Annotated in this window: 19 protein-coding genes; 11 read left to right on the top strand and 8 right to left on the bottom strand. The window is 47.1% G+C overall.

Going from position 1 to position 22,780, the window contains the following annotated elements:
* Nucleotides 1–17: 17 nt before the first annotated feature.
* Nucleotides 18–215 carry a hypothetical protein gene (locus QZ918_RS16440; protein WP_293156100.1) on the bottom strand — a complete coding sequence of 66 codons (198 nt, stop codon included), beginning with the start codon at nt 213–215 and terminating at the stop codon, nt 18–20.
* A gap of 47 nt (nt 216–262) precedes the next feature.
* A complete protein-coding gene (prfC, locus tag QZ918_RS16435; RefSeq protein ID WP_293156103.1) occupies nt 263–1,891 on the bottom strand; it encodes a peptide chain release factor 3 in 1,629 nt (542 codons plus the stop codon).
* Nucleotides 1,892–2,377: 486 nt separating this feature from the next.
* On the opposite strand from prfC, the gene QZ918_RS16430 reads away from it, so the two are divergent.
* Nucleotides 2,378–2,722 carry a DUF4870 domain-containing protein gene (locus QZ918_RS16430; protein WP_293156109.1) on the top strand — a complete coding sequence of 115 codons (345 nt, stop codon included), beginning with the start codon at nt 2,378–2,380 and terminating at the stop codon, nt 2,720–2,722.
* Between the two features lie 424 nt (nt 2,723–3,146).
* Here QZ918_RS16430 and QZ918_RS16425 read toward each other — a convergent pair whose 3' ends face one another.
* The 3 genes from QZ918_RS16425 to infC all read right to left on the bottom strand — a co-directional run bounded on the left by QZ918_RS16425 (nt 3,147) and on the right by infC (nt 7,605).
* Nucleotides 3,147–3,623, bottom strand: coding sequence for a Crp/Fnr family transcriptional regulator (locus QZ918_RS16425; RefSeq protein WP_293336795.1), 477 nt, complete (start codon nt 3,621–3,623; stop codon nt 3,147–3,149).
* 138 nt (nt 3,624–3,761) lie between these two features.
* Nucleotides 3,762–6,818 (bottom strand): HEAT repeat domain-containing protein, encoded by a 3,057-nt coding sequence (locus QZ918_RS16420; RefSeq protein WP_293336793.1) that lies wholly within the window; start codon nt 6,816–6,818, stop codon nt 3,762–3,764.
* Between the two features lie 253 nt (nt 6,819–7,071).
* Nucleotides 7,072–7,605: a translation initiation factor IF-3 gene (gene infC, locus QZ918_RS16415; protein ID WP_265239585.1), complete on the bottom strand. Its 534-nt coding sequence runs from the start codon at nt 7,603–7,605 to the stop codon at nt 7,072–7,074.
* 418 nt (nt 7,606–8,023) lie between these two features.
* Here infC and QZ918_RS16410 point away from each other — a divergent pair, with 418 nt between their 5' ends.
* From QZ918_RS16410 to QZ918_RS16370, 9 genes are all read left to right on the top strand, one after another.
* Complete coding sequence (locus QZ918_RS16410) at nt 8,024–9,100, top strand: alpha/beta fold hydrolase (protein WP_293336791.1); 1,077 nt, start codon at nt 8,024–8,026, stop codon at nt 9,098–9,100.
* Nucleotides 9,101–9,240: 140 nt separating this feature from the next.
* Entirely contained in the window at nt 9,241–10,563 is a 1,323-nt protein-coding gene (locus QZ918_RS16405; RefSeq protein ID WP_293336789.1) for an RNA-guided endonuclease InsQ/TnpB family protein, read from the top strand.
* A 399-nt stretch (nt 10,564–10,962) separates the two neighbouring features.
* On the top strand, nt 10,963–11,100 hold the full coding sequence (locus QZ918_RS16400; RefSeq protein WP_293336787.1) for a hypothetical protein: 138 nt from the start codon (nt 10,963–10,965) through the stop codon (nt 11,098–11,100).
* Between the two features lie 1,093 nt (nt 11,101–12,193).
* Nucleotides 12,194–13,279 carry an RNA-guided endonuclease InsQ/TnpB family protein gene (locus QZ918_RS16395; protein ID WP_293336785.1) on the top strand — a complete coding sequence of 362 codons (1,086 nt, stop codon included), beginning with the start codon at nt 12,194–12,196 and terminating at the stop codon, nt 13,277–13,279.
* Between the two features lie 171 nt (nt 13,280–13,450).
* Entirely contained in the window at nt 13,451–15,241 is a 1,791-nt protein-coding gene (locus tag QZ918_RS16390; RefSeq protein WP_293336783.1) for an N-acetylmuramoyl-L-alanine amidase, read from the top strand.
* A 251-nt stretch (nt 15,242–15,492) separates the two neighbouring features.
* Nucleotides 15,493–16,353 carry a glutamate racemase gene (murI, locus tag QZ918_RS16385; protein ID WP_293156133.1) on the top strand — a complete coding sequence of 287 codons (861 nt, stop codon included), beginning with the start codon at nt 15,493–15,495 and terminating at the stop codon, nt 16,351–16,353.
* A gap of 326 nt (nt 16,354–16,679) precedes the next feature.
* Nucleotides 16,680–17,234, top strand: a complete 555-nt coding sequence (locus QZ918_RS16380) for an NYN domain-containing protein (RefSeq protein ID WP_293336781.1) — start codon at nt 16,680–16,682, stop codon at nt 17,232–17,234.
* A gap of 584 nt (nt 17,235–17,818) precedes the next feature.
* Nucleotides 17,819–18,049, top strand: coding sequence for a DUF433 domain-containing protein (locus tag QZ918_RS16375; protein WP_293336779.1), 231 nt, complete (start codon nt 17,819–17,821; stop codon nt 18,047–18,049).
* A 51-nt stretch (nt 18,050–18,100) separates the two neighbouring features.
* Nucleotides 18,101–18,259 carry a DUF5615 family PIN-like protein gene (locus tag QZ918_RS16370; RefSeq protein ID WP_293336777.1) on the top strand — a complete coding sequence of 53 codons (159 nt, stop codon included), beginning with the start codon at nt 18,101–18,103 and terminating at the stop codon, nt 18,257–18,259.
* Between the two features lie 19 nt (nt 18,260–18,278).
* On the opposite strand, the gene QZ918_RS16365 is transcribed toward QZ918_RS16370, so the two are convergent.
* Nucleotides 18,279–18,785: a MarR family winged helix-turn-helix transcriptional regulator gene (locus tag QZ918_RS16365; protein ID WP_293336775.1), complete on the bottom strand. Its 507-nt coding sequence runs from the start codon at nt 18,783–18,785 to the stop codon at nt 18,279–18,281.
* A gap of 84 nt (nt 18,786–18,869) precedes the next feature.
* Here QZ918_RS16365 and QZ918_RS16360 point away from each other — a divergent pair, with 84 nt between their 5' ends.
* Complete coding sequence (locus QZ918_RS16360) at nt 18,870–19,772, top strand: EamA family transporter (protein ID WP_293336773.1); 903 nt, start codon at nt 18,870–18,872, stop codon at nt 19,770–19,772.
* Nucleotides 19,773–19,861: 89 nt separating this feature from the next.
* Here QZ918_RS16360 and QZ918_RS16355 read toward each other — a convergent pair whose 3' ends face one another.
* Nucleotides 19,862–21,070 (bottom strand): glycosyltransferase family 2 protein, encoded by a 1,209-nt coding sequence (locus QZ918_RS16355; protein WP_293336771.1) that lies wholly within the window; start codon nt 21,068–21,070, stop codon nt 19,862–19,864.
* Between the two features lie 342 nt (nt 21,071–21,412).
* Nucleotides 21,413–22,726 carry a precorrin-6y C5,15-methyltransferase (decarboxylating) subunit CbiE gene (cbiE, locus tag QZ918_RS16350; protein WP_293336769.1) on the bottom strand — a complete coding sequence of 438 codons (1,314 nt, stop codon included), beginning with the start codon at nt 22,724–22,726 and terminating at the stop codon, nt 21,413–21,415.
* Nucleotides 22,727–22,780: the final 54 nt, after the last annotated feature.

The raw sequence follows: 22,780 nt of genomic DNA, 5'->3' as shown, positions 1-22,780 counted from the left end.
GAATAAACCGCTTTCGATCATTCTTTTTCCAGCAGACAGACTTCTAATTCAAACAAGCGGCGGTAGTTGAAGGAATAATTTGTAACTGGTTTGCGGGATTCGTACAAACCGATCGATTTGCGACAGTCGGGGGAGATCGATCGAATTCGATCGCCCGGAATGTCGAAATCTGCTTGCACTTTGCGCTGCTTGGGGTTGATTCCGGGCGATCGCACTTCAAAAAATCATTATTTAGCCACCATTAAAGGTAATCGTGGTAATCTCACTCTGCGGTAACGGCCAAACCAGAAACCACAGGCGCGATCGCATTTAACATCAAAACAGGATGCTCGCCTTCCACCTGACGGCAATTCCAGTCATTCCTAAATAACAAAACCGGCCTTCCCCAACAATCCTTCACCGTCACAGTATTAAACAGCCGTCCCACCTTTGCCAGCGCATCCCAACCGCCATCTACCCAGCGAGCTACACTGTAAGGCAACATATCGATCGTAGTTTCGACATTATATTCCGACTGCATTCGGAACTGCACCACCTCAAATTGCAACTGTCCCACAGCCGCCAAAATCGGTTCGCGTTTCGACTCATCAACCGAATACATAATTTGCACGGCGCCCTCTTCCTGCAACTCCGAAACGCCTTTGCGGAACTGCTTAAACTTAGAAGGATTCGGATTTCTTAAAAACGCAAAAAGTTCCGGCGAAAAACAGGGAATCCCTTCATATTCGACTTTTTGACCGGTGAAAATAGTATCCCCGATCGCAAAAACCCCCGGATTGTTCAAACCAATCACATCGCCCGGATATGCAACCTCGATCGACTCCCGATCCTGAGCAAATAACTTTTGAGGTCTTGACAAACGCACCGTTTTACCAGTCCGAGCGTGAGTGACGTTCATGTCCTTTTCAAACTTGCCGGTACAAACCCGAATAAACGCCACGCGATCGCGATGTCTCGGATCCATATTGGCTTGCAACTTAAACACAAACCCGGTAAAATCTTCATAAGTTGGGGGCAGTTCGCCGGCGCTGCTGTTGCGGGCGATCGGCTTCATCGCGTAATCTAAAAACGCATCCAAAAACAGCTCGACCCCAAAATTGCTCATCGCGCTACCAAAGAAAACCGGAGTCATTTTCCCAGCCCGAACCAAGTCTAAATCGAGTTCAGTTCCCAACTCATCCAGCAGTTCCAACTCTTCTTTGAGCTGATAGTAAAGGTCTTGTTCCAACAAATCCTCAATGCGCGGATCGCCTAATTCAATTACAGTATCAACCGCCGCCCGAGAACCGTGTTTTGCCCGCTCGAACAAGTGAATTTTGCGCCCTCTGCGATCGAAAACACCTTTAAAGCGATCGCCCGTACCAATAGGCCAATTCACCGGATAAGTCTGCAACCCCAATTCCTTCTCAATTTCGTCCAACAAATCCAAAGGATCTCTGCTAGGGCGATCGAGCTTATTAAAGAAAGTAAAAATAGGCAAACGTCGCAACTTACAAACTTCAAATAACTTCCGAGTTTGCGGTTCCAAACCCTTAGCAGCATCCTCAAGCATTACAGCATTATCAGCAGCAGCCAAAGTGCGATAAGTATCTTCACTAAAATCTTGGTGTCCGGGAGTATCTAGCAGATTAATGTGATATTTTTTATACTCAAACTGCAAAACAGTAGAAGTAATCGAAATTCCCCGCTGCTGTTCCATCGCCATCCAGTCAGAAGTAGCGTGTCGCTGAGCTCGCCGTGCTTTCACAGAACCTGCTTCGTGAATTGCACCCCCGTAAAGCAGCAGCTTTTCTGTCAAAGTAGTTTTACCCGCGTCAGGGTGCGAGATAATAGCAAAGTTGCGCCGGCGCTCAACAGCAGTTAGCAGTTCAGTTTCGAGTTCTGTTGTCATCACAATTAGGTAGGGGAATCATCACCGCTTCTAAAAACCTATGTAAATCTTGTCTTGAGGAACAAGATGTCATAGAAGTTCAAGTCCACGGTATAACTTCCTCAAGGTAAAAAGTAGTGCATTACTGCTTGCTTATTGCTGTGCGGTTGCTCAACGTTAAGCATGGCCACGATTCCTTAGTTAAAGCTTGCGACCTTGAGAGGGTAAATTATTTAGTTGTAATGCGATGATTAATTTGTGTTAGGTGTTTTACGGCTTTCACCCCGTCTAAGCCTGAACAACCCGCATTAATCAAGCGTTATCCGATCGTACATTAATTTGGCCAGAGCGACCGCCCGAGAGGCGAAATGCAGAGAATTAGCTCTTCTAATCCTTGGTAAACCCAGATATTCCGGCTACTGCTTTCAACCCGATCGCCATTATAGCGTGTGCTACAGTGACTATTAAAGGTAAACTTATTGCTAAGGTCAAGGGAATAAAAGCCATATGTACGACTCCGACAAGCGGAAGCTGCTATCACTGGTGTGTCACGGGGCAATTTTTTTCAGTACGTTACTGTTCTCGATCGGAGCGCCGATCGCAGTATTGTTAGTATCTGATGACCCAGTTGTCAAAGAAAACGCCACGGAAGCCATCAATTTTCACTTAAATGTATGGCTGTACAGCGTTGTGATTGTAGGCATAACAGTAGTTACTTTTGGGCTGGCCGGGCCCATCCTAGTGCCGCTAGGTTATCTCCTACATTGGGGACTGACAATCATGGCTATTATCCACGTGTTGCAAACTCCTAACGAAGCTTATCGCTACCCTTTTATTTTCCGAATCGTTTAGACATAAAATCGCGCTTCACCATCTATTTTAAAACCCGATTTCTTTCAGAAACCGGGTTTTAAATTGTTTTATAATTCAATACGGTTTACTTAAGACAGATCCCCCCTAACCCCCCGAACCAAGGGGGGGAAAAGAAGCTGTTAAAGTCCCCCTACAACCAGGGGGATTTAGGGGGATATCCGGGCATAAATAGTGTTAAGTAAACCGTATTGAATTATAATTCACGTAAACATTATGCAGGTTCGTAGTGAGGAATTTAGTCCTAAAAATTTTATGAGCAAGGACTAAAGTCCTCACTACAAACGAATTCTCCTGGTTCGTAGTGAGGACTTTAGTCCTAAAAATTTTATGATTAAGGACTAAAGTCCTCACTACAAACGAATTCTTTTGGTTCGATCAAAACACAATTCCCAATTCCCAATCTTCATCGCATTTCAGGAACTCTCACAGCATCAGGAGGCGGCATAACCGCTTCCTTAGCATTCAACTTTAGATTCAACTCACGAATCCGGCGCGACAGCAGGCGAATAATATTCACCGCAATTCCCGGCGTTTCATCGATCGCATCATAAAGCTGCATTTGAGTCAGCATCAAACACTCCGATTGTTCCAGAGTAGAAATAGAAGCCGATCGAGGTTCCGCATCAAATAGCGACATTTCCCCGAAACAAGCCCCCGCCTTCAACTGTGCCAAATCCCGATCGCCTATATGCACCCGCACCGTACCCGATACCAAGATATAGAGCGATCTGCCTTCTTGTCCTTCCGTAAAAATCCTGTGCTTGGAAGGAAACGAAAGTTCGTCCATTACCGATGCTAGACGCACAAGAAAATCATCCCGCAGTTCCTTAAAAATCGGAACTTCCCTGACAAACAATAGGCGTTCGACGCTAGTTAACATAATGCGATGCAGTGATTAATTTAAACTTTAACAGGGCAAGGGGAATAAAAACTGTTGACAGTTAGCAGTTAAATGTTGACTGTTGACTGAAAACTAACAACTGTCAACTGTCAACTGTCAACTGTCAACTGACTAATATTACCTTTTCCCCCCAGTACCCAACTCTGCCATCATCTCTTCAACTTGAGCTGATACCAAATTATCGGGGTCATTTTGCAGCCTCGGCAACAATTCGAGCAAAGCCCGCGGTGAAGCTATTTTCAAATAGGCTAACACTGCTTCGCGGACAAAACCCGTCGGGTGTTGCAGACAGACAAGAGTTTGTTGGGCGGTAAGGCTCCAACGCGCTTCCCTCGCCAAGTGAAAACAGCAAGCTAAAGTCCAATCAGAAAGGAAATGGCGCAATTCCAGCAAGCGGCGCAAACGATCGCTCGGGGATAGAGGTTTGTACACCATTAATTCCGAGAGATTGCTCAATTTCTCTCTTTCCGAGTGCTGATCCAACAAATTGATCAGCGATCGCTTCTTAGCTATATCCACAGTATTGTCGAGAATTTCCAATCCCCGAGCCACCAAAGAAGGTTGGCCAGAAGCGATGTTGAAAGCAGCGGCTTGTACCGTATCCAGTGGATAAAGAAACTTCATCAGCAAAAAACATCGATCCTTAGCATCAGCTTCCAACCCCGCCAGAGCGCGCTGCAACAATTGAGCCGTATCGTTCTCGGGTGCACCCCTGCTGGCATCTCGATCGGCAAAATTGCCATAGGTTGTTACACCAGACAAATCCACCATAGCTGCATAAATTTGACCGATAAACATTAACTCCTGTTCGATAAGAGTTTCCAATCCGCTGCGGCCGATGCGGTCTAGAATCCCTTCTATACCCGCTTCCGATGGCATTTTCAACAGGATGCGGAGGATGTTGCGCCTGGTAGTTCCCCAAGCCGTCATCAAATTGCTGACCAAAATGTCGATCGCCTCTACAGTCCCTATTTGACCGAGAGCCGTCCAAGCTTGCAATCTGACCAAATCGGACTTATGGATGTCCTCAGCCAAATAGACGAGCAAAGGAATCGCATCATTGTGAAGTTTGACGATCGCCTGCAAAGCCGCTTCCCTAGTCGATTTGTAACCGAGTCCGCGCAGCAGGGAAGGATAATATTCTTCAGAATGAGTAGACGAAATCACGTCTAACAGAGCGCAGCGCACTCGCAGAGATTCATCTTGCAACAGATTGGGGATATAAAGCCGCAGTCCTTGCAAATAATCAGCCTCTCCCAGAGCCCGCGTTCCCATCACCCGTTCTCGTTCCATCTTGTGGGTAAGCATTTGGCGCAGCGTATTAGTAGCCTCTGCCTTTTGCTGGCGATCGCCCCTTCTCATAATTAAAGCAGCAGCCGTACCCCGCACCACCGGATCGACAGTCGCCTGCAAGTAAGGCCGCAAGCTGTCAATATTCGGTTCAGCCTCCGTCAGCCAAATGTAACGCAAAGCCAAGGCCAGCACCTCCGGCGGCAAGGATTGCTGCGATAGAGCGCGGACAGCTTCTAAATATTCCGGGTTCGGGTGTTGCAGCATTGTTTCCAAGCTCTGGCGCTGCAACGATGCCGACAGCGAATCGAGGAGCGGAGCAAGAACTTCTCCGACATTTTTGGGGTCAATTTGCGTCAGGAGTTCTATGCAAGAGCGCTTTTCATCTTCGCCTCCGGGCTTTTCCAGAGTTTCCACCACCGCGCGCTTGAGAGCTTTGAGGTCAACGTCAGTGACGCCCAAGCGCCCCCGTTCAGCACTTTTGACCAACAAACCCACGTATTGAGAGCGGATCAGCCACACTACAAACAGCCACACTAGGGCCAAAAGTACGATCGCGCCAATAAATATCAAGCTTTGGTTATCGTGAAATACCGTGTCTTTTTCGTCTTGGTGGGGCAGTACCTTGTCTGTCACCCACAGCATAATCAGGATGCCAACTCCTGTCACTCCGCACGACATAGGTTCGCCCACACCGTTGACTAGAGTTTGAATTCCCGATCGAATATTGTCAGGAATCGGCTGGAATAAAACCGGGCTCACAGTTTCTAACAGCGTGTAGTGCAGCAGTTCGTCCAGAAATCTCAGCAATATCAGTCCGATGAACACAGATACTAGCTGGCCCAGGGATGCTCCTATCGTCAGTACGCCCAGAATCGCGATTCCCGCAGGCAAAATCATCGCCGTTACGAATACACCGATTCGTTCTACCAACCGGCTGGAGGCGAACCACTGAGTCGCCACTTGAAACAAGCCTTGTATGCCTTCGTAAATCCCCAGGAAGCTAGCAATCCAACTAGCTCCACTAGCGCCGTCCGAAGGATTTTGGTATTCTAGCTGGCTGTAGAATTGAAAATCTACCAACACATAGAGGACTTCTGCAAGGACGAAAAAACTAACTAGAGGTATGGCGTATTTTTGGAGAGGGCCTGTTACTTTGCGGGCGGCAAATTCTTGTTGGTCGTCGTCTTCATCGTCATCTGTCCAGTGAGCCGTTTCCGGGAAAGCTTGGCGGTATTTTTCTGTGAGGTAGTACAGCAACAGCGAGCCTGTCGCCACCATTAACCCCGATACTAGAGTAACGTTTTTGAGTCCGACTACATAGAGCAAAACCGGCAGAGAAAACCCGCTAACTACTCCAGCCACTAGATAACCACTACTGACTAGCGGATAGGTGCGCTTGATTTCTCTAATATTAAACAGTTGGTTGGAAGTAATGGAAGTATTGAGGTCGTTGAGGACATAGCAAGCTTCCACCCACAGCCACATCAAAAAAATAGTAATAAAAGCGATGCTGATGCCAGCTATCTTAGTATTTTCGTAGCCTATGCCGAATCTAAACAAAAATAGCGGTACCGACATCATTCCCAGAACCACTACAACCGTGCGTCTCAGGGGCAGGATTTTTTGCAGCCACGAGTAGACAAATCCCAAACCAGAACCGATAAAGGCGCTGGCTATATAGATAAAGGGCATTTTGTCCGCACCGAATTCGTCTAAAAACAGACCTACCGTGCTGAGTTCCAGCCAGATCAGCCCGACGGATGTTAGAGTGTAGACGAGGAACATCAGTATGGTTCGCTCTACTTCTTCCGATCGCAGGTTGAGCGATCGCAGCACTCCTTTTCCTGCTCCCGCCCAAGCGCTGATTTGAAAATTTTCCATGCTTAAGAGTGCGTAGATATCCCGATTTTAGATTTTAGATTTTAGATTTCGCCTAGCGCGAGCGCCCTTACGATTTTAGATTTGCTCCACAGATGGAATCTAGGAGCTGGAACTAGAGTCTAAAATTTTTGTTTTGACCCTCGACGACTAGAGTCGGAAACCTATATCCATTTTTGGGCATAGCAATTAGTCTACCGTCACCAGTCTATTACTATTGACTGATGACTGATGACTGATGACTAATTGCTCATAACTATTTTTTCGGCGACAGCAGCATCATCATACTGCGGCCTTCTTTTTTCGGCGCTTGCTGCACCTCTGCGATTTCCTGCAAATCTGTGGCCATGCGCTTGAGCAAGTCCTCTGCTAGGTTACTGTGTTGGATTTCCCGACCTCTGAACATGATCGTGGCTTTTACTTTGTCCCCAGATTTGATAAAGCGGTCTGCTAGTTTGAGGCGCACTTGGTAGTCGTGTTCTTCAATTTTGTAGCGCATCTTGACTTCCTTCACGTCAGCAGTGTGTTGCTTCCGTTTGGCTTCTCGCGCTTTCTTTTCTTGCTCAAATTTGTACTTCCCGTAGTCCATAACGCGACATACAGGCGGGTCAGCTTTGTCGCTGACAAGTACGAGGTCGAGTTCTTTTTCTTCTGCCAGACGCAGCGCTTCTGCGGGTGTCAATATCCCTAGTTGCGCGCCGTCGGTATCGATAACCCGGATTTTGGGGTATCGAATATTTTCGTTGATCTGGGGTAGGTTGCGATTTTGTCTTCTTTCAATCACAGGCATGAATGGTTTTACAATCAGTAGTTTAATATTGAAGCTTCTTGATAGTTACAGGTTCGATCGACCAATCTTTTATTTTGTTCGATCGAGCTATTGTGTAAGGTGTTACCCTTACCGGACGTACTATCGCGCCCTCTCTCCCCTCAGCTCAAGCCTTAGAGAATATTTGGACGATCGTAAATGAATTCTTACAATACCTGTTATTCTACTCAGTCTGGCTAAGTTTCTGCTTAGTTTTATTTTAACTTCACACACGATCGCCCGCCCCCGTGCCAGATTTGTGGTAAAACGGTCGCAAATTCCCGGTAAATCGTTAAAAATCAGGTAAAACGCCTTTTATTAGCTAATCTCGCCCAGTCCCATCCGTTCCCCAAGTCCTCTGATTTGCCTTGTAGAATTAAGTATAACCAAATGTAAATTTATGTTGCGAACAGAGGCAAAATTGACAAATTCTCTGCACTGGCACCAACGGGTGGGAACTCAACGAGACTGGGTGTGGCGGGGTTGGCAAACTCGCTACAGCTATTTGCGGCCGGCTTTAGAACGCGATAGAGGCGCGATCGAATTTCAAGATTCCCAGGCCGAACCAATCCCCTCAAAGCCATCCACCACACCGATTATTTTACTGCACGGGTTTGGAGCTTCGATCGGTCATTGGCGTCAAAATCTCGGCCCCCTCGCGGAAAAACATACAGTTTACGCCTTGGATTTGTTGGGTTTTGGCGCTTCCCAAAAAGCTCCCGTTAACTACGACGTGTCTCTGTGGGTCGATCAAGTGTATGATTTTTGGCTGACTTTTATCAGAGAGCCAGTAGTATTGGCAGGAAATTCGATCGGTTCCCTGATTTGTCTGGCCGCCGCCGCCGCTCACCCGGAGATGGTAGCCGGCACGGTGATGATTAGCCTCCCAGACCCCTCTGTGCGAGCCGAGGCGGTACCTGGATGGCTGTTACCGGCGATCGAAGCTGTGGAAAGCTGGTTTGTTTCTCCGCTCATCCTCAGGCCTCTGTTTGCTTTCGTCCGCAAACCTTCAGTTGTCCGCCGCTGGGTCGGCTTTGCCTACGCCAACCCGGAATCTGTTACCGACGAATTAGTGGACATTCTATCAGGGCCTGCGGGCGATCGGGGAGCCGCCCGTGCCTTCTGCGCTGTATTTAAAGCTGTAGGCAGTTCACAATTCAGCCCCGGTGTCAAGACTGTACTGCGAAATTCCAAAATCCCGATGCTGTTAATTTGGGGCAAACAAGATCGGATGATTCCCCCTCGGTTCGCCCGGCCCCACCAATTTGTCGAATGGAATCCGCAGTATGTAGAGCTAGTTGAATTAGACAATGCCGGTCACTGTCCTCAGGATGAATGCCCGGAACAAGTAAATGAAGCAATTTTGAACTGGATCGATCGAAATTTTGCAGCTACGGGCGAGATTCAACTTAATCAGCAGGAGTCCCGCGCTCTACCTGTACGAGCGGTGAGCGTCGGGAGGAATGCGCGCGAGTGAACAGAGCCGCCCCGAACCAAATCGATAACTTTAGATGCCGGAAGGTTTGGGGCGGTCGATGAATGAGCAAATTGTCTTGGTGCACGACTTGAATTAAACTGGCTCACGAGATAGGATTATCTTGGAGTTCGTGAAAGATAATGACACAAGTAATCACTGCCAAACTAAAGTTAAATCTAGATGCCGAGCAAAAAGCTTTGGTAACTCAGACTACTTTAGCCTACAGTGATGCTTTGAATTATACTTCGCAAGTCGCTTTTGATGCGGGCAAAACCAGCAACGGCTTAAAGTTGCAAAAAATTGTCTACAACGAGTTACGAGTGCGTTTTGGACTCGGCGCTCAGATGGCTTGCAACGTACCCAGGCAAGTGTCGGCAACCTATAAAACACTTTGGACTAAAGTTAAACAATCTAACGATGCTATTGCCAAAGGGTACACCAAGAAACGATATAAGGGACTAGATAAAGCTCCTAAGTATGTTTCTCGGACTTGTACCTTGAATTATCAGCGGGACTACTCTTTTAAGACCGAGCAGCGGGTGAGTATTATCACTCTCACCGGGAGAATAGTAGTGACCTACGATGGTTACAATAAGCATTTGGCATTGATTGCTAGTGGCTCTAAGATTGGAGCAGCAAAGATTGTTTACCAGCGCTCTTCCAAAACTTACTATTTAATGGTGAGTATTGAAGTAGAGACTCCTGATGTTGACCCGTTGAAAATCACCAGAGTTTCTGGTGTTGACGTAGGGATGCGATACTTGGCTGTAGAAACAGACTTGCAAAATAAGTCGAAGTTCTACTCAGGGAAAAATGCTAGACATAAAGCTAACCGCTATCACAAAGCGCGACAAACTCTTCAGCGTAAAGACACTCGTTCAGCCAAACGCAGATTAATTGCTTTGTCGGGTCGAGAAAGACGGTTTATCGCTGATGTCAACCACCAGCTCAGCAAGGAAATTGCTAAGCCCAACAGTTTGATTGGACTGGAGAACTTGACCGGAATCCGGGATAGAACCAAGTCCAAGTCTGGCAATTCGGCTAGCAACAAGCAACGCAAAGCCAATCGGAATAAAGCTAAATGGTCGTTTGCCGAATTACACGGCTATATCGACTACAAGGCAAATTTGAACGGTTCCTTGGCGACTAAAGTTCCAGCGCATTACACTTCGCAAAGTTGCCCGAAATGCGGGCATACTTCTATGGGCAACAGGCCGAAAAAAGGTTTATTATTCCGATGTGAATGTTGCGAACACGAACTTCATGCTGATTTGGTGGGAAGCAGAAATATTGCCATGAGAACGTTGCTTGTCCGGCAAGACTGGACGAGTACGGGGAGCTTGTCAGCATCCCCTGATGTGTCGGGCCGTGAAACTAAAACTGAAATCCTGCAAAGGTTCTCAGAATTGCGGTGGAGCTCAGATACAAGCCCTCATAGCGGTACTCCGCTTGGTGATGGGTAGTTGACTTACAGGTACATTTCACCCAGTAATTCCTGGCAAGCCAAGGTGACTGACTATGGTAAAACTTGGAAATCATCAATAATTCCACCTCAATCCCCACATCTCAAATCTCAAATCTCAAAGATTGATTTACTTCGATCGCCAAACTGAGATGCTCCCTGAGAGTAAGTCGATTGGAGATTTTCTCTTTGCCATTTGAGATTGACAAGGGCACCGCTCATGGGGTTTTAACTAACCTAAACCACTTTTGGGTTCTGGGCGAGTTTTGTGTTCCAGCCAGTCTCCCTCTTTTGGTGAGATAATTTATCTCATTTCACGATCGCTTTTTTCAGTAATTTAGAGATTGACACAATCGCCAAGATACTGTATCTTCTCTAACTGGTAGTATAGGTGCGAGTTATGCAGTTAGTCGAAAGGCAGGCCATCAACCCAAATCGCAGGTTTTTGCCAGAAGCCGATCGATTGTTTTTGGTGTCGAGAAAACTTTACAACTGTGATAACAATATCTCCGGTCAAAACTTTTCCTGGGTCAACTAACCAACCATCTGGCGGTCGATCCCGCGCGTTCAAAGAGTTTTGGTGACAAAGCATTGCCCACCAAGTTGAGACAAAACACTCTCCGGTTACAGTTAATAGCATTGACTAGCGATCGTGGTTTAAGATTAGCGATCGCCCGAACCCAGCTAACAACTAAGTTTCCAGTAGTACTGGAAATGCCTGACTGTCCCAATTGCGATCGAAAAAGACGGAAGACGCGCTATGTAGTTATATGTCAGGGTCAAGCTGTCAGAGAAAATGATTTTCTAAAAGGATATGCTAGTCGGTCGGGAACTAATATTTAGGTGAATTCAAAAGTGATTTCAATCTTGGAAATCCTGATTGCGATCGAGATAGGTTGTTAAGTTATCGAGGTAGCCTATGAAAAGTTAGAATACAATGCAAATGTCAAACGGATTATTACCTTAATGTAACTATCTCCATCCATTAAAGACCTGTAGAACAGATTCCTTGAATAGCGTTCAACAGTTAACAGTTGACAGTTAACAGTTGATAGTAGACAGTTGATAGTAGACAGTTGACAATTTGAGAGCGAAATCTACCCTTAACGAAGAGGATTGGAATAATGAATAGTCGGATTTTAATTTCTCCCGATCGGCGTTGGAGCTTTCAACCAATTCTTTGTGGTAAAATTCAAATTTCTAACTTCAAGAAATTAGGTGTTAATTGCTCTTATAAATAGCAGCAGCACCAGACGGGCCGGATGTTCGGAATTGCTGAAACCCGTGATTTTATTACTTTTGAGTTCTTTCGCGACTATAACTAAAGTTTTATAACCGATCGCATCCTTGAAATCGCGATCGCGCGATCGTCGCCCAACTTCCTTCTTCCTTCTGCTATAAATACCTCCTCTTGTGCCAACAATTTCTCAGTCAGCTTATAATCGATCGCCCCCAAGTATGCGGGCTAGAAACTGTAACTAGATTGTTAGACAAAGCTGCCCATATGCGCCCGATCGTGGGTAGCTTTTGTCTTCTGTTAGGTTTTCCATACTTGCTGCGATGTCTGATATTGGTCACAATAAGACAGTGCAAGCAAGAAATATATGCCGTGCTCCAAATAAAGGAATGCCATGCTAGTCGGATTTAAAACCGAATTAAAACTCAATGCTCGACAGCGAATACTGCTAGCTAAACATTGCGGGGTAGCGCGTCACGCTTGGAATTGGGGACTGTGGTTAACTAAAAACATTCTCGATCACAATCAAGCAAACCCCAAGGAAAAACTCAAATTTCCCACAGCTATTGATCTGCACAAACTGTTGGTAGCTTTGGTGAAATCAGAAAATGCTTGGTATTACGAGTGCAGCAAATCTACACCGCAGAGCGCATTAATAGCATTGCGAGAAGCATGGAAACGGTGTTTTAAAAAGACTGCTGGCGTACCAAAGTTTAAGAAAAAAGGAAGGCGAGATTCTTTCACATTAGAAGGGACAGTCAAAATCAGCGGGAGTAACAAAATCCAAGTTCCTGTAATTGGCGTCCTCAAAACTTATGAAAGGCTACCGCAAGTATTGACTAAATCTTGCGCGATATCCCGTATTGCCGACAGGTGGTTTATCAGTTTCAGGTTTGATGTAGAACAACAAGAATCATGCCAAACAAATATTGTAGGAGTTGACCTCGGTATTAAAGCATTGGCTACTCTATCGACAGGTGAAGTAGTTATCGGTGCTAAATCCTACAAAAAATATGCAGCAAAGCTCTCAAGAATGCAATGGTTGAATCGGCATAAAGTCATCGGTTCGAGTAATTGGCAAAAAGCACAAGTCAAGATAGCTAGACTGCATAGAAAGATAGCTAACATCCGTAAAGATACGTTGCACAAACTAACGACATTACTTGCCAAAAACCACGGTGTAATAGTCATAGAGGATTTGAATGTATCCGGGATGATGGCTAATCATAAACTAGCTGCATCAGTTGCTGATATGGGTTTCTTTGAGTTACGACGCCAGCTCACCTACAAATGCAAGTTGTACGGTTCAAAGTTGGTAATAGTTGACCGTTGGTTCCCAAGTTCAAAAACCTGTTCTAATTGTGGAACAAAAAAAGAAACACTCTCTATGAGTGAGCGAATGTTTGAATGCAGCCATTGTGGTTTTAAGATTGACCGCGACTTAAATGCAGCAATCAATTTGTCAAAAACCGTCAGTTAGACGGGGATAGCCTGCGGACTGGTCTAGTGCCGACACTACCAGGTTGAAACAGGAAGTAAGATTCCCCAGGACAGCTTTGTATAAAGTTGGGTAGCTTTGGGTAAGTCTTATGTAACGGCAAGCAGCACCCTTCCAGCTTTTAGCAGTAACGCAAACGAGGAAAAAACTGTCGTGAAATTCCACTGGCTACTACCAAGTTTCTTAAGTGTATTTTTGCTCACCGGAGCCGCCGAAGCAGCTAGACTGCAATCTTGGCGGTTTGATGCTTCAGAGAACCGGCTCTACATTAGAACAGAGGGGGGAGTCCAACCCAAGGCTCAACTGATTTTCAACCCCACGCGATTGGTAATCGACTTACCGGGGACGAGTCTGGGCAGTCCCTCGGTCAATAAACCGCTCTCAGGGGCGATCGAATCTGTGCGAGTAGGACAGTTTGACAGCGATACCACCAGAATAGTCGTCGAACTCAAAGACGGGTTTACTCTAGACCCCCAGCAAGTAAAATTTCGGGGCATTTCTGCCAGCGAGTGGACAGTAGATTTACCCGCACCGGTACGGGGAGGAACTCAAAATTCGATTTCAGAACCCGGGGGAGAAAGATTATCGGTTGAACCTTCAGCAAGGGAAACCCAATCTGCTGAAGCGACTGTAGTTCAGAACGTTCAGGTGACGGGGGACGGTTTTTTGATCCGTACTGCCGGCGGCAACCCCCAAATTAATTTTCAACAAAGTCGGGCCGGGGACATTGCTACCCTCGATATTGAAGGAGCTACTTTAGCTCCGGGTGCGGGCGGCCAACAGCCTCAAACCAATGGCAAGCACGGAGTTGACAAGATTGAAGTCCGGCAACTGCCAACAGATCCGCCCGTTACCCGCGTAACTTTGCGGATGAAGAGTTCTAATACTCAGTGGCGCGCTTCTGTAGCCAATTCTGGCTCGGTTGTGCTATCGCCAGGAGGCACGAGTCCGCCAATGCTCGCGCGATCGCAACCTTTAACTGTTGGGAGACCAGCTCAAGGAAGTTTAGCTAGAGTTCAGTCGATCGATTTAGCGAATAACGGCACGCAATTTGTGGTCAGAACTGACCGCCAAGTCTCCTATACCAGCGGGTGGGATCAATCGTCGAGAGCTTACTGGATTCGGCTTGCTTCTAGTTCCCTGTCGGGGCAAATTCCTCAGCTCGATGGCAACAGTCCTGTATCGTTTACCGCTAGCCAGGAAGACGCGGAGACTGTGGTGATTTGGGTGCAGCCGCGATCGGGGGTACAGGTAGGCAGGGTGACGAGACCTAACCCGCAGGTGCTGTCTTTGCAATTGCGATCGAGTAGTAGCGCGCAGTCACCTGTGATTCGCGATCCAAATCCGCAGCCGTTACCGCCGAGAAGCAGTATAGGAGCGGGTGATTTGCCCCAAGGTTCTAACCGCCGCGTCGTAGTGGCGATCGATCCTGGTCACGGCGGCCGCGATCCGGGTGCCGTGGGGATTGGGGGCATTCAGGAGAAGGAGATTGTTTTAGATATCTCATATCAGGTGGCAAGGCTGCTAGAACAGCAGGGCGTGCAAGTGGTAATGACTAGGACTGACGACAGCGAAATTGACCTAGAACCAAGAGTTTCTTTGGCATCACGGGTCAATGCTAGTTTGTTTGTCAGCATTCACGCCAACGCGATTAACATGAGTCGCCCGGATATTAGTGGGATTGAGACTTATTATTTCGATACAGGGGAAGATTTAGCTCGGGTGATTCACGCCAGTATTTTGGATGGGACGGGGGCGAAAGACCGCCGGGTGCGCCAGGGGAGATTTTATGTTTTGAGGAAGAGTGCTATGCCTTCTGTGTTGCTGGAAGTCGGTTTTGTCACAGGTGCTGAGGATGCTGCTAGACTTTCCGATCCAGCTTATCGGAGTCAAATGGCGGCGTCGATCGCTCGTGGCATTTTATATTATCTTCAACAAAGATGATGGGCGGTTGACAGTTGACAGTTGACAGTTGACAGTTGACAGTTGACAGTTGACAGTTGACAGTTGACAGTTGACAGTTGACAGTTGACAGTTGATTAATGTTATTGGTTATTTGTTATTAGCCACAGAAAACGATTAACAAATGACAACAGAAAACTGCTTTACTGCCAACAGTTAACAGCCAACTGCTTTCGGAGTTAACTGCTTTCCTGCCAACAGACAACAGACAACAGACAACTAACTATTAACAAATGACAACAGACTCCAGACAACAAAGAATCGGTATATTTGACAGTGGCGTGGGCGGTTTGACTGTTTTGACGCAGTTATACAAACAATTGCCCAACGAATCAATACTTTATTTTGGAGATACCGCAAGGCTGCCTTACGGCACTCGGGCTGCGTCGGAAATTGTGCATTTTGTCCGCGAAATTATGGCTTGGTTCGTGGAACAAGATGTAAAAATGGTGATTATGGCCTGCAACACCAGTTCTGCTTTGGCGATGGAGATGGTGCAGGCTGAGTTTGATATTCCGGTGCTGGGAGTAATTCTGCCGGGGGCCCAGGCTGCGGTGCAGCAAGGCAAGCGGATCGGGGTAATCGCAACTCCGGCTACGGCTGCTAGCAATGCCTATCGAAATGCGATTTTGGAAATGGACGATTCTTGTCGGGTATGGCAGGTTAGCTGTCCGGCTTTTGTGCCTTTGGTGGAGCAAAATCGGATTCACGATCCTTATACTTCTGAGGTGGCTCGGGAATATTTGGCTCCTTTGATTCAGCAGCGAATTGATACGCTGATTTACGGTTGTACTCATTATCCGCTGTTGGCTCCCGTGTTGCGATCGCTCTTGCCTGCTGGGGTGAATTTAATCGATCCTGCGGTGCGCGTGGTGGCTGCTGCTGCACGAGAATTGGAAGTTTTAGGGCTGCGAAATTCGGGTGCTGCGCTGCCGACTCGTTTTTGCGTGAGTGGTGTCCCGCAACAGTTTGCGGACTTGTCGGTGCAGTGGCTGGGCTGTACTCCTGCGGTGGAGAAAATATCTCTACCGGCGGTTGTCCGTAGCGAAGCGGGGCGTCAGCCATCGCCCGTATCCGTCGAATCTCTCGAATAAGCGGGAAAATTTATCGATCGTTCGCAAGCGTTGCTTACAGAGGACGATCGCACAAATCCCAAACCAATTTCCCATAGGAATGCAACTTTAAGCAAACTCCAAACCCATATGTGACAAGTCATTCCCCATTCTTTAATCAAAAATCGAAAATCGAAAACCGACAATCGTATTGCCCTCCAGATCCCAGACGCCTAGGGATTTGGGGGGTTTAATTATTGCGATCGGAGGTAGCAATCAATCATCAATCTGTAATAAGATTTAACAAAAGCTTTGATGAACAATGCAAATAACGTCCTCTATCTGCTGGAGCTCTTCAGCCTTGAACCATGTCACCCTATATATCGCAAGCAGTTTTACTTGTAGACGGCTATAACATGATTGGACTTTGGCCTCGACTCCGAGAGAAGCGCGATCGCGACGAACTCGAAACAGCCCGCCGCGAGTTGATTGAGGCTTTAGTTAACTACAGTGCTCTTCAAGATTTTGAAGCCCGACTGGTGTTTGACGCTCACTATCGAGACACTCCCAGTGTCAAAGAAATTATTACTAAAAATTTATCAGTGCACTACACTGACTTCGGTCAGACGGCAGATACTTATATTGAAAAATCTTGTGCTAGTTTGCGCTACGAGTTGCGATCGGTCAAAGGCAAAGGGCGGATGATTGTCGCCACATCAGATCGAGCGCAGCAATTGACAGTAGTCGGCTACGGCGCCGAATGGATGTCCGCCGAACAACTAGAGGCTGACGTAGAATCCACCGCCCGCCGCAGCGAGCGCCAGCACAAATCCCGCAAACAGAACCCCAGTCGCTTTCTGTCCAATTCCCTCGATCCAGAATCGCAGCAGCGCCTCGCCAGAATGAGAATGGGGCTGCATTAGCTGCTCAAACCCGCTTTCTGTATGACAAAAAAAAAGTTTGTCAAAGGCCTTGCCAAATCAAATCAGTTCAGCTACTATTAGTAAATGTGGGTGACAAAAACCACGCAATCCTCGGTAGCTCAGTGGCAGAGCGATCGGCTGTAATGAACCCAAGCCTTTGGAATTAACCAAAAGCCCTAGTGACATAGCAGCTTTATCCGGTAACGGGTACTGAAAAATCGGGTGAATTCAAGGAAACCGCAGCACTTTGGGTGGCGGCAATCTTGAGCCAAGTCCAGCGAAAGGCAGTGGTTTCGACCGCAAGTAGCCGGAAAGGTGCAGAGACTAGAGATGAGGAGCCTAACCAATAAATCTCACAGCGCCCGACATCCCGCGATAGATGATAAGTCTTCGTTTTAGGGATGATGATATAGTCCGCGCCCTTCGGAAACGTTGGGATAAGTGTAACCGATTGGTCGTAGGTTCAAATCCTACCCGGGGAGTTAGTAAAAGTCTGAAGTTGGAAATTTCCAGCTTCAGATTTTTTTGTATTTATTTTCCGATATGTTTTTCTATAATGTAGGTGCAAACACTTTACCTGCATCATGAGCTATCGCGACATCATCACCATAGAGCCGGATAAGCGAGGTGGTAAGCCCTGCATCCGTCGGATGCGAATTACGGTTTACGATGTTCTTGGCTGGTTGGCTTCTGGAATGTCTATTACTGAGATTATTGACGACTTCCCAGAACTAACAGAAGCAGATATTAGAGCCTGTTTAGAGTTTGTTGCCGATCGCGATCGTCGTTTAGTTGCTTCGGTGAGTGTCGCTTGAAACTACTATTCGATCAAAATCTGAGCCGAAAATTAAAAATTAGTTACTCGCTTGGCTGATATTTTCCCTAACGCTAGCCATGTTCAGTTTCACGGGCTAGCAGAGAAAACAGATACAGAAGTCTGGGATTTCGCTAAGTTGAACGATTTTTGTATTGTGACAAGTATGATTGCAACGAAGCAAAAAGACTTTGTGCATCCGCTGCAATGATTTTTTACTGCCACCATCGCTACTCCTCAAATGAAATTAAAAGCTTCCGCAGCAGTTGAGCTAGAACTTTACGTTCGGCTTCGTCTAAAGCGCTAAGGAGTCGATGCTCATTGGCAACATGAGCCTCAACAGCTTTCTCGATCGCGTTGAAACCTTTATCTGTCAACTGAATTAGCGTCCCTCGGCGATCGCTCGGATCGTCCATGCGCTTCACAAGATCGGCCCGTTCTAAGCGATCTATACGATGCGTCATCGTACCGGATGAAACCATCAATGTATTGAATAGCTCGGTCGGCGTAAGCTGGTACGGTTGGCCAGAACGGCGCAATGTCGCCAACACATCAAATTCTCCAACGTTCAAGCCAAAGTCGGAAAATGTCTGTTGAAGCGATCGTTCTAAGTATTTGGTCAGTCGCCCCATCCTACCAATAATGCCCATTGGCGACACATCTAAGTCAGGGCGCTCTCTTTGCCATTGAGCCAAAATCGCATCGACTGGATCGGCATTCATTGAAATGCTACTCACCTAAAAATTTTGATGCCAACCATCTTAACATCAAGATAAATGCTAGTATCTTGATATCAAGTATCTTGATATTAAGATAAAACTGTGAAGACAGCTACTGTTCGCCTCTCTGATATTCTGCTGACTGCTCTGGCGCCGATGATCTGGGGAACAACTTATGTTGTAGCGACTGAACTCCTGCCCCCTAACCATCCGCTATTAGTGGCTGCTTTGCGATCGCTCCCGATCGGTATTCTGCTAGCAGCCTGGTTTAGACAACTGCCCAAAGGTATTTGGTGGTGGCGTATTCTGCTCTTGGGTAGCCTCAATATCGGAATTTTTCAAGCACTATTATTTGTCGCTGCTTATCGTCTTCCGGGTGGCGTTGCTGCAACGGCAGGCGCAATCCAACCTTTATTAGTCGTATTATTTTCTTCGCTAATATTGAATGAAAAACCGTCTAAGCTCTCTATTGTGGTGGCGATCGCAGGCTTTATTGGTGTCGGGTTGCTGGTTCTGGGCCCTAATGCACGTCTTGATAGCATTGGCATTGTTGCTGCGATCGCTGGAGCCGCAACAATGGGTCTGGGAACGGTGCTAGTCAAACGGTGGAAACGGCCAGTTTCTCTACTTGTTTTTACAGCATGGCAGTTAACAGTTGGTGGAATCGTTCTGCTGCCGATCGCCCTAGCGATTGAAGGGCCAATAACTCATATCTCAACAACTAACCTATTGGGCTTCGTTTACCTGGGCTTAGTCGGCACTGGAATTGCTTATGCACTTTGGTTTCGGGGGATTGATAAACTAAAAGCATCGGCTGTGGCATCTCTAGGGTTGATGAGTCCTGTAGTAGCAACACTACTGGGATTCGTCTTACTACACCAAACACTTACGCCAATTCAACTGATTGGGATGGGAATTGTTTTGATGAGTGTTTTGATTGGGCAACAAACGGATCGGCTACGTCAACGCTTATCTAATACTTTCAAATCTCGTATCAAAAAATAACTTACAGTCATCGTAAGGTGCGTCAGAAACAAGAATTTCGAGTAGTATCAACTATCTGGCTGACGCACCCTACCGAATATTACCTCATACTAAACATCCCGTTCTGTTCGCACCCATTTAGTTTGACGTTTCAGGATAAAACCCAGATATAAAGGGATTTTCCACAGGATGTAAAAAGGAACAGATAATAGAGTTGCGCCGGAAATGTCGGCACGTCCGAATTTTGCCCAAGCGCTGACTATTGAAACTAAAATTAGCAATCCTTGTACTCCTAATAATATGGCAGGAATCGTAGATGCTCCGATCGCTGCTGCTAGTATTGAGGCGGCAAAAGCGGCTAGCCAAATAGCAACTAAAAGCGATAGGGGAGGGACGGCTAAGTCGAGGGCGATCGCCATTAAGTCAAAACGCTGTTGCTCGATCGAAGCTGTCGCCAGCCTGGGAGTTTGAGTTAGCAAGGTTTGTAAGTGTCCGTGTTCCCATCTGGTTCTTTGAGTTTTAGCTACTTGTTGCTGCTGCGGTAAACATCCGGTGACTCGGGCTTCGGGGCAGAATACGGTTGGATGTCCGGCGATCGCCAAATCCAAGCTCATTTGCATATCTTCGACGATATTGCTGCTGGCTAAGGGAACATCTCGAATGATTAACCAGGGAAAAGCCATGCCCGTACCTGTTAGCAATGACGGGAATCCTAGCTGTTTTAATCCGCTCGGCCGGACTAAATTTTTCACTAAAAATGCTAAGGCAGAAATTGAATCTTTTGGGGTAGGATTGGGCGGTTGTTCCATTAAATATGTTGCTTGCACCGGTCTTTGTTCTGCCATTGCCACCCGGGCTAATTTATCGATCGCATCTGGCTGACAAATACAGTCGGCGTCAACCATGATGATTACTTCTGGGGGGTCTGAGGCGATCGACTGCAAGCCGAAATCTAGGGCGTATCCCTTCCCTTTGCGTTCTGTGTCGTGGCGCTCGATCGCGCTTGCACCGCTATTGCGGGCGATTTCTGCTGTGGCGTCGGTGCAGTTGTCAGCAATCACTAACAGTCGGTCTTGAGGCGTTAGCTGCGGCAATATAGTGGAGATGGTGGCGGCGATTCCTGCTGCTTCGTTGTAGGCGGGAATTAAAACTGCTACTTTGGGGCGGGGTTCTTGAGTTTCCGCTGTTGTAGTGCCAAAGCTGGAAAGGAAAGCTGCACAGCATTCTAGGAATAGAACTGCAACGGGAATTAGAACGATCAGGGCGATCGCCAAGAGTACAACATCAACAAATAGGAACCCTAGCTGATTTATTTGCACAATTCTAGTACCTTAATTTAATTTAATTTACTGCGGTCATGGAGTTGATTTAATCAATTTGCACCTGGGTCAACGAGAGCGAACAACGCTATCTCAGCTATCATATCATGTCCGAAAAAATCAGCATTATTCGGTGCGATCGTTCGGACTAAAGTCCAATGGGACTGTTCGGTTCATTCAGTTGACAGTTGACAGTAGTAGGGGCGGTGCCCCCGTGCCCGCCCTCTCTCTTTAGTTGACAGTTGAGGGCAATCTATACCTGGAAGTCCGAAGATTGGAGCAATCAAAATGTAAGATATTACAACGATTCCTCTGCGTTCATCTGCGGTGAAAATCCTAGAATTAATTCAAATGTCGATCGATCGTCACAATCGAAATGGGATTCAACGCATCAAAACGAGTCAAACTGCCCCCAGACACAGAACGCGATAACTGCACCTGCACGATGCGGTAACTCCAGTGCGGTTCCCGGCGCACCCGATCGCCAATCCAGCTTAAAACAGTAGCAATATCCTCAAAAACATCCAAAGCTAGGACGATCGACCCTCCAGCGAGCAGCCGCAGGGCGCAAACGCCCAAAATTTTAGTCAACCCTCCACCGCTACCACCGATAAAAATCCGGTGCGGCGGACGCAAGCGGTGCAAGATTTCCGGGGCGGTTCCGTGAATCGAAAACAGATTTTGCAACTCAAAACGGCGACAATTGAGTTCGATCGCAGAAGTTCCAGAAACCGTTTGTTCGATCGCGTATACTTCGGACTGCGGGAATAAACGAGCAATCTCGATCGACACAGAACCGTTACCAGCTCCCACATCCCAGACAACTTGTTCGGGTTGCAAAGCCAATTGTGCCAGTACCAACACCCGCACTTCCCGTTCCACCGTCAAACCAGGTTTGTCGCCACAACCGATAAAAGCTGCATCGGGAATACCCAACAAAGGCAACTTTCCCAAATCCAAAGCTTCTGTCGGCGGGGACTGCCGCAGCATCACCACCACGCTCAGAAGTGCAAAATCCTCTCCCAGCAAAGCTTCCAGAGACCTGTAACCCACGCGCTCTTCGGCGGAACCCAAATTTTCGCCAACCCAAAACTGGTAGCGTGTGGGCAAATCCAGAGCTTTCACCAAACTTGCTACGGCCGCCGGAGTGTGAGTTTCGTCTGCGAGTACCGCAATTTTCTCAACACCCAGCTTGAGTTTTGCCGTCAGTTCCTCAAAAAAACGTCCTTGGGAACCCACAAAATGAGCATCCTGCCAAGGGATGTGCAAGCGGTTAAAGGCCAACTGCACGCAGCTTACATGGGGGTGAAAAGTCAATTTATCCGGAGGGAGTTGGGAAATGAGCAACTTTCCCCAACCGTGGAACAGCGGGTCTCCAGCTACTAAAATTACAATCAGTTGATGGGAGGGGGTGGAGGGGGGCGAAAAAGTTCCTGCATCTGGCTCTAAATTCGCATCTGCGGCCAACCAACGCCTAATTTCCAGAATTGCTTCGGTTAAATCTTCCAACGCCCAGCGCTCGCAGGATTGCTGGGGAAAATAGCTCAAATGGCGATCGCTCCCGACGAGCAGAGCGGCCATTTCTACAACCTGCCGCGCCGATTCGCTCAGCCCAGCAGATCCATCTAAACCAATACCAACAACGTGTACAGTCACTTTTGCCTTAAAAAGTAAAAAACCAGAATTACTGATTTTTTGTCAATAATCATA

Source organism: Microcoleus sp. CAWBG58, from assembly GCF_020883045.1.
Classification (GTDB): Bacteria; Cyanobacteriota; Cyanobacteriia; order Cyanobacteriales; family Microcoleaceae; genus Microcoleus.
Note: the sequence above shows the minus strand (reverse complement) of the source record. Positions and strands in the feature narration are given on the sequence as shown.

What these genes read in the sequence shown, in the direction of transcription:
- QZ918_RS16380 (WP_293336781.1), top strand. Translation starts at nt 16,680, where the DNA reads ATGTCACCCTATATATCGCAAGCAGTTTTACTTGTAGACGGCTATAAC.
- infC (WP_265239585.1), bottom strand. Translation starts at nt 7,605, where the DNA reads ATGCCTGTGATTGAAAGAAGACAAAATCGCAACCTACCCCAGATCAAC.
- murI (WP_293156133.1), top strand. Translation starts at nt 15,493, where the DNA reads ATGACAACAGACTCCAGACAACAAAGAATCGGTATATTTGACAGTGGC.
- QZ918_RS16410 (WP_293336791.1), top strand. Translation starts at nt 8,024, where the DNA reads ATGTTGCGAACAGAGGCAAAATTGACAAATTCTCTGCACTGGCACCAA.
- QZ918_RS16425 (WP_293336795.1), bottom strand. Translation starts at nt 3,623, where the DNA reads ATGTTAACTAGCGTCGAACGCCTATTGTTTGTCAGGGAAGTTCCGATT.
- QZ918_RS16400 (WP_293336787.1), top strand. Translation starts at nt 10,963, where the DNA reads ATGCAGTTAGTCGAAAGGCAGGCCATCAACCCAAATCGCAGGTTTTTG.
- QZ918_RS16395 (WP_293336785.1), top strand. Translation starts at nt 12,194, where the DNA reads ATGCTAGTCGGATTTAAAACCGAATTAAAACTCAATGCTCGACAGCGA.
- QZ918_RS16405 (WP_293336789.1), top strand. Translation starts at nt 9,241, where the DNA reads ATGACACAAGTAATCACTGCCAAACTAAAGTTAAATCTAGATGCCGAG.
- QZ918_RS16430 (WP_293156109.1), top strand. Translation starts at nt 2,378, where the DNA reads ATGTACGACTCCGACAAGCGGAAGCTGCTATCACTGGTGTGTCACGGG.
- QZ918_RS16375 (WP_293336779.1), top strand. Translation starts at nt 17,819, where the DNA reads ATGAGCTATCGCGACATCATCACCATAGAGCCGGATAAGCGAGGTGGT.
- prfC (WP_293156103.1), bottom strand. Translation starts at nt 1,891, where the DNA reads ATGACAACAGAACTCGAAACTGAACTGCTAACTGCTGTTGAGCGCCGG.
- QZ918_RS16420 (WP_293336793.1), bottom strand. Translation starts at nt 6,818, where the DNA reads ATGGAAAATTTTCAAATCAGCGCTTGGGCGGGAGCAGGAAAAGGAGTG.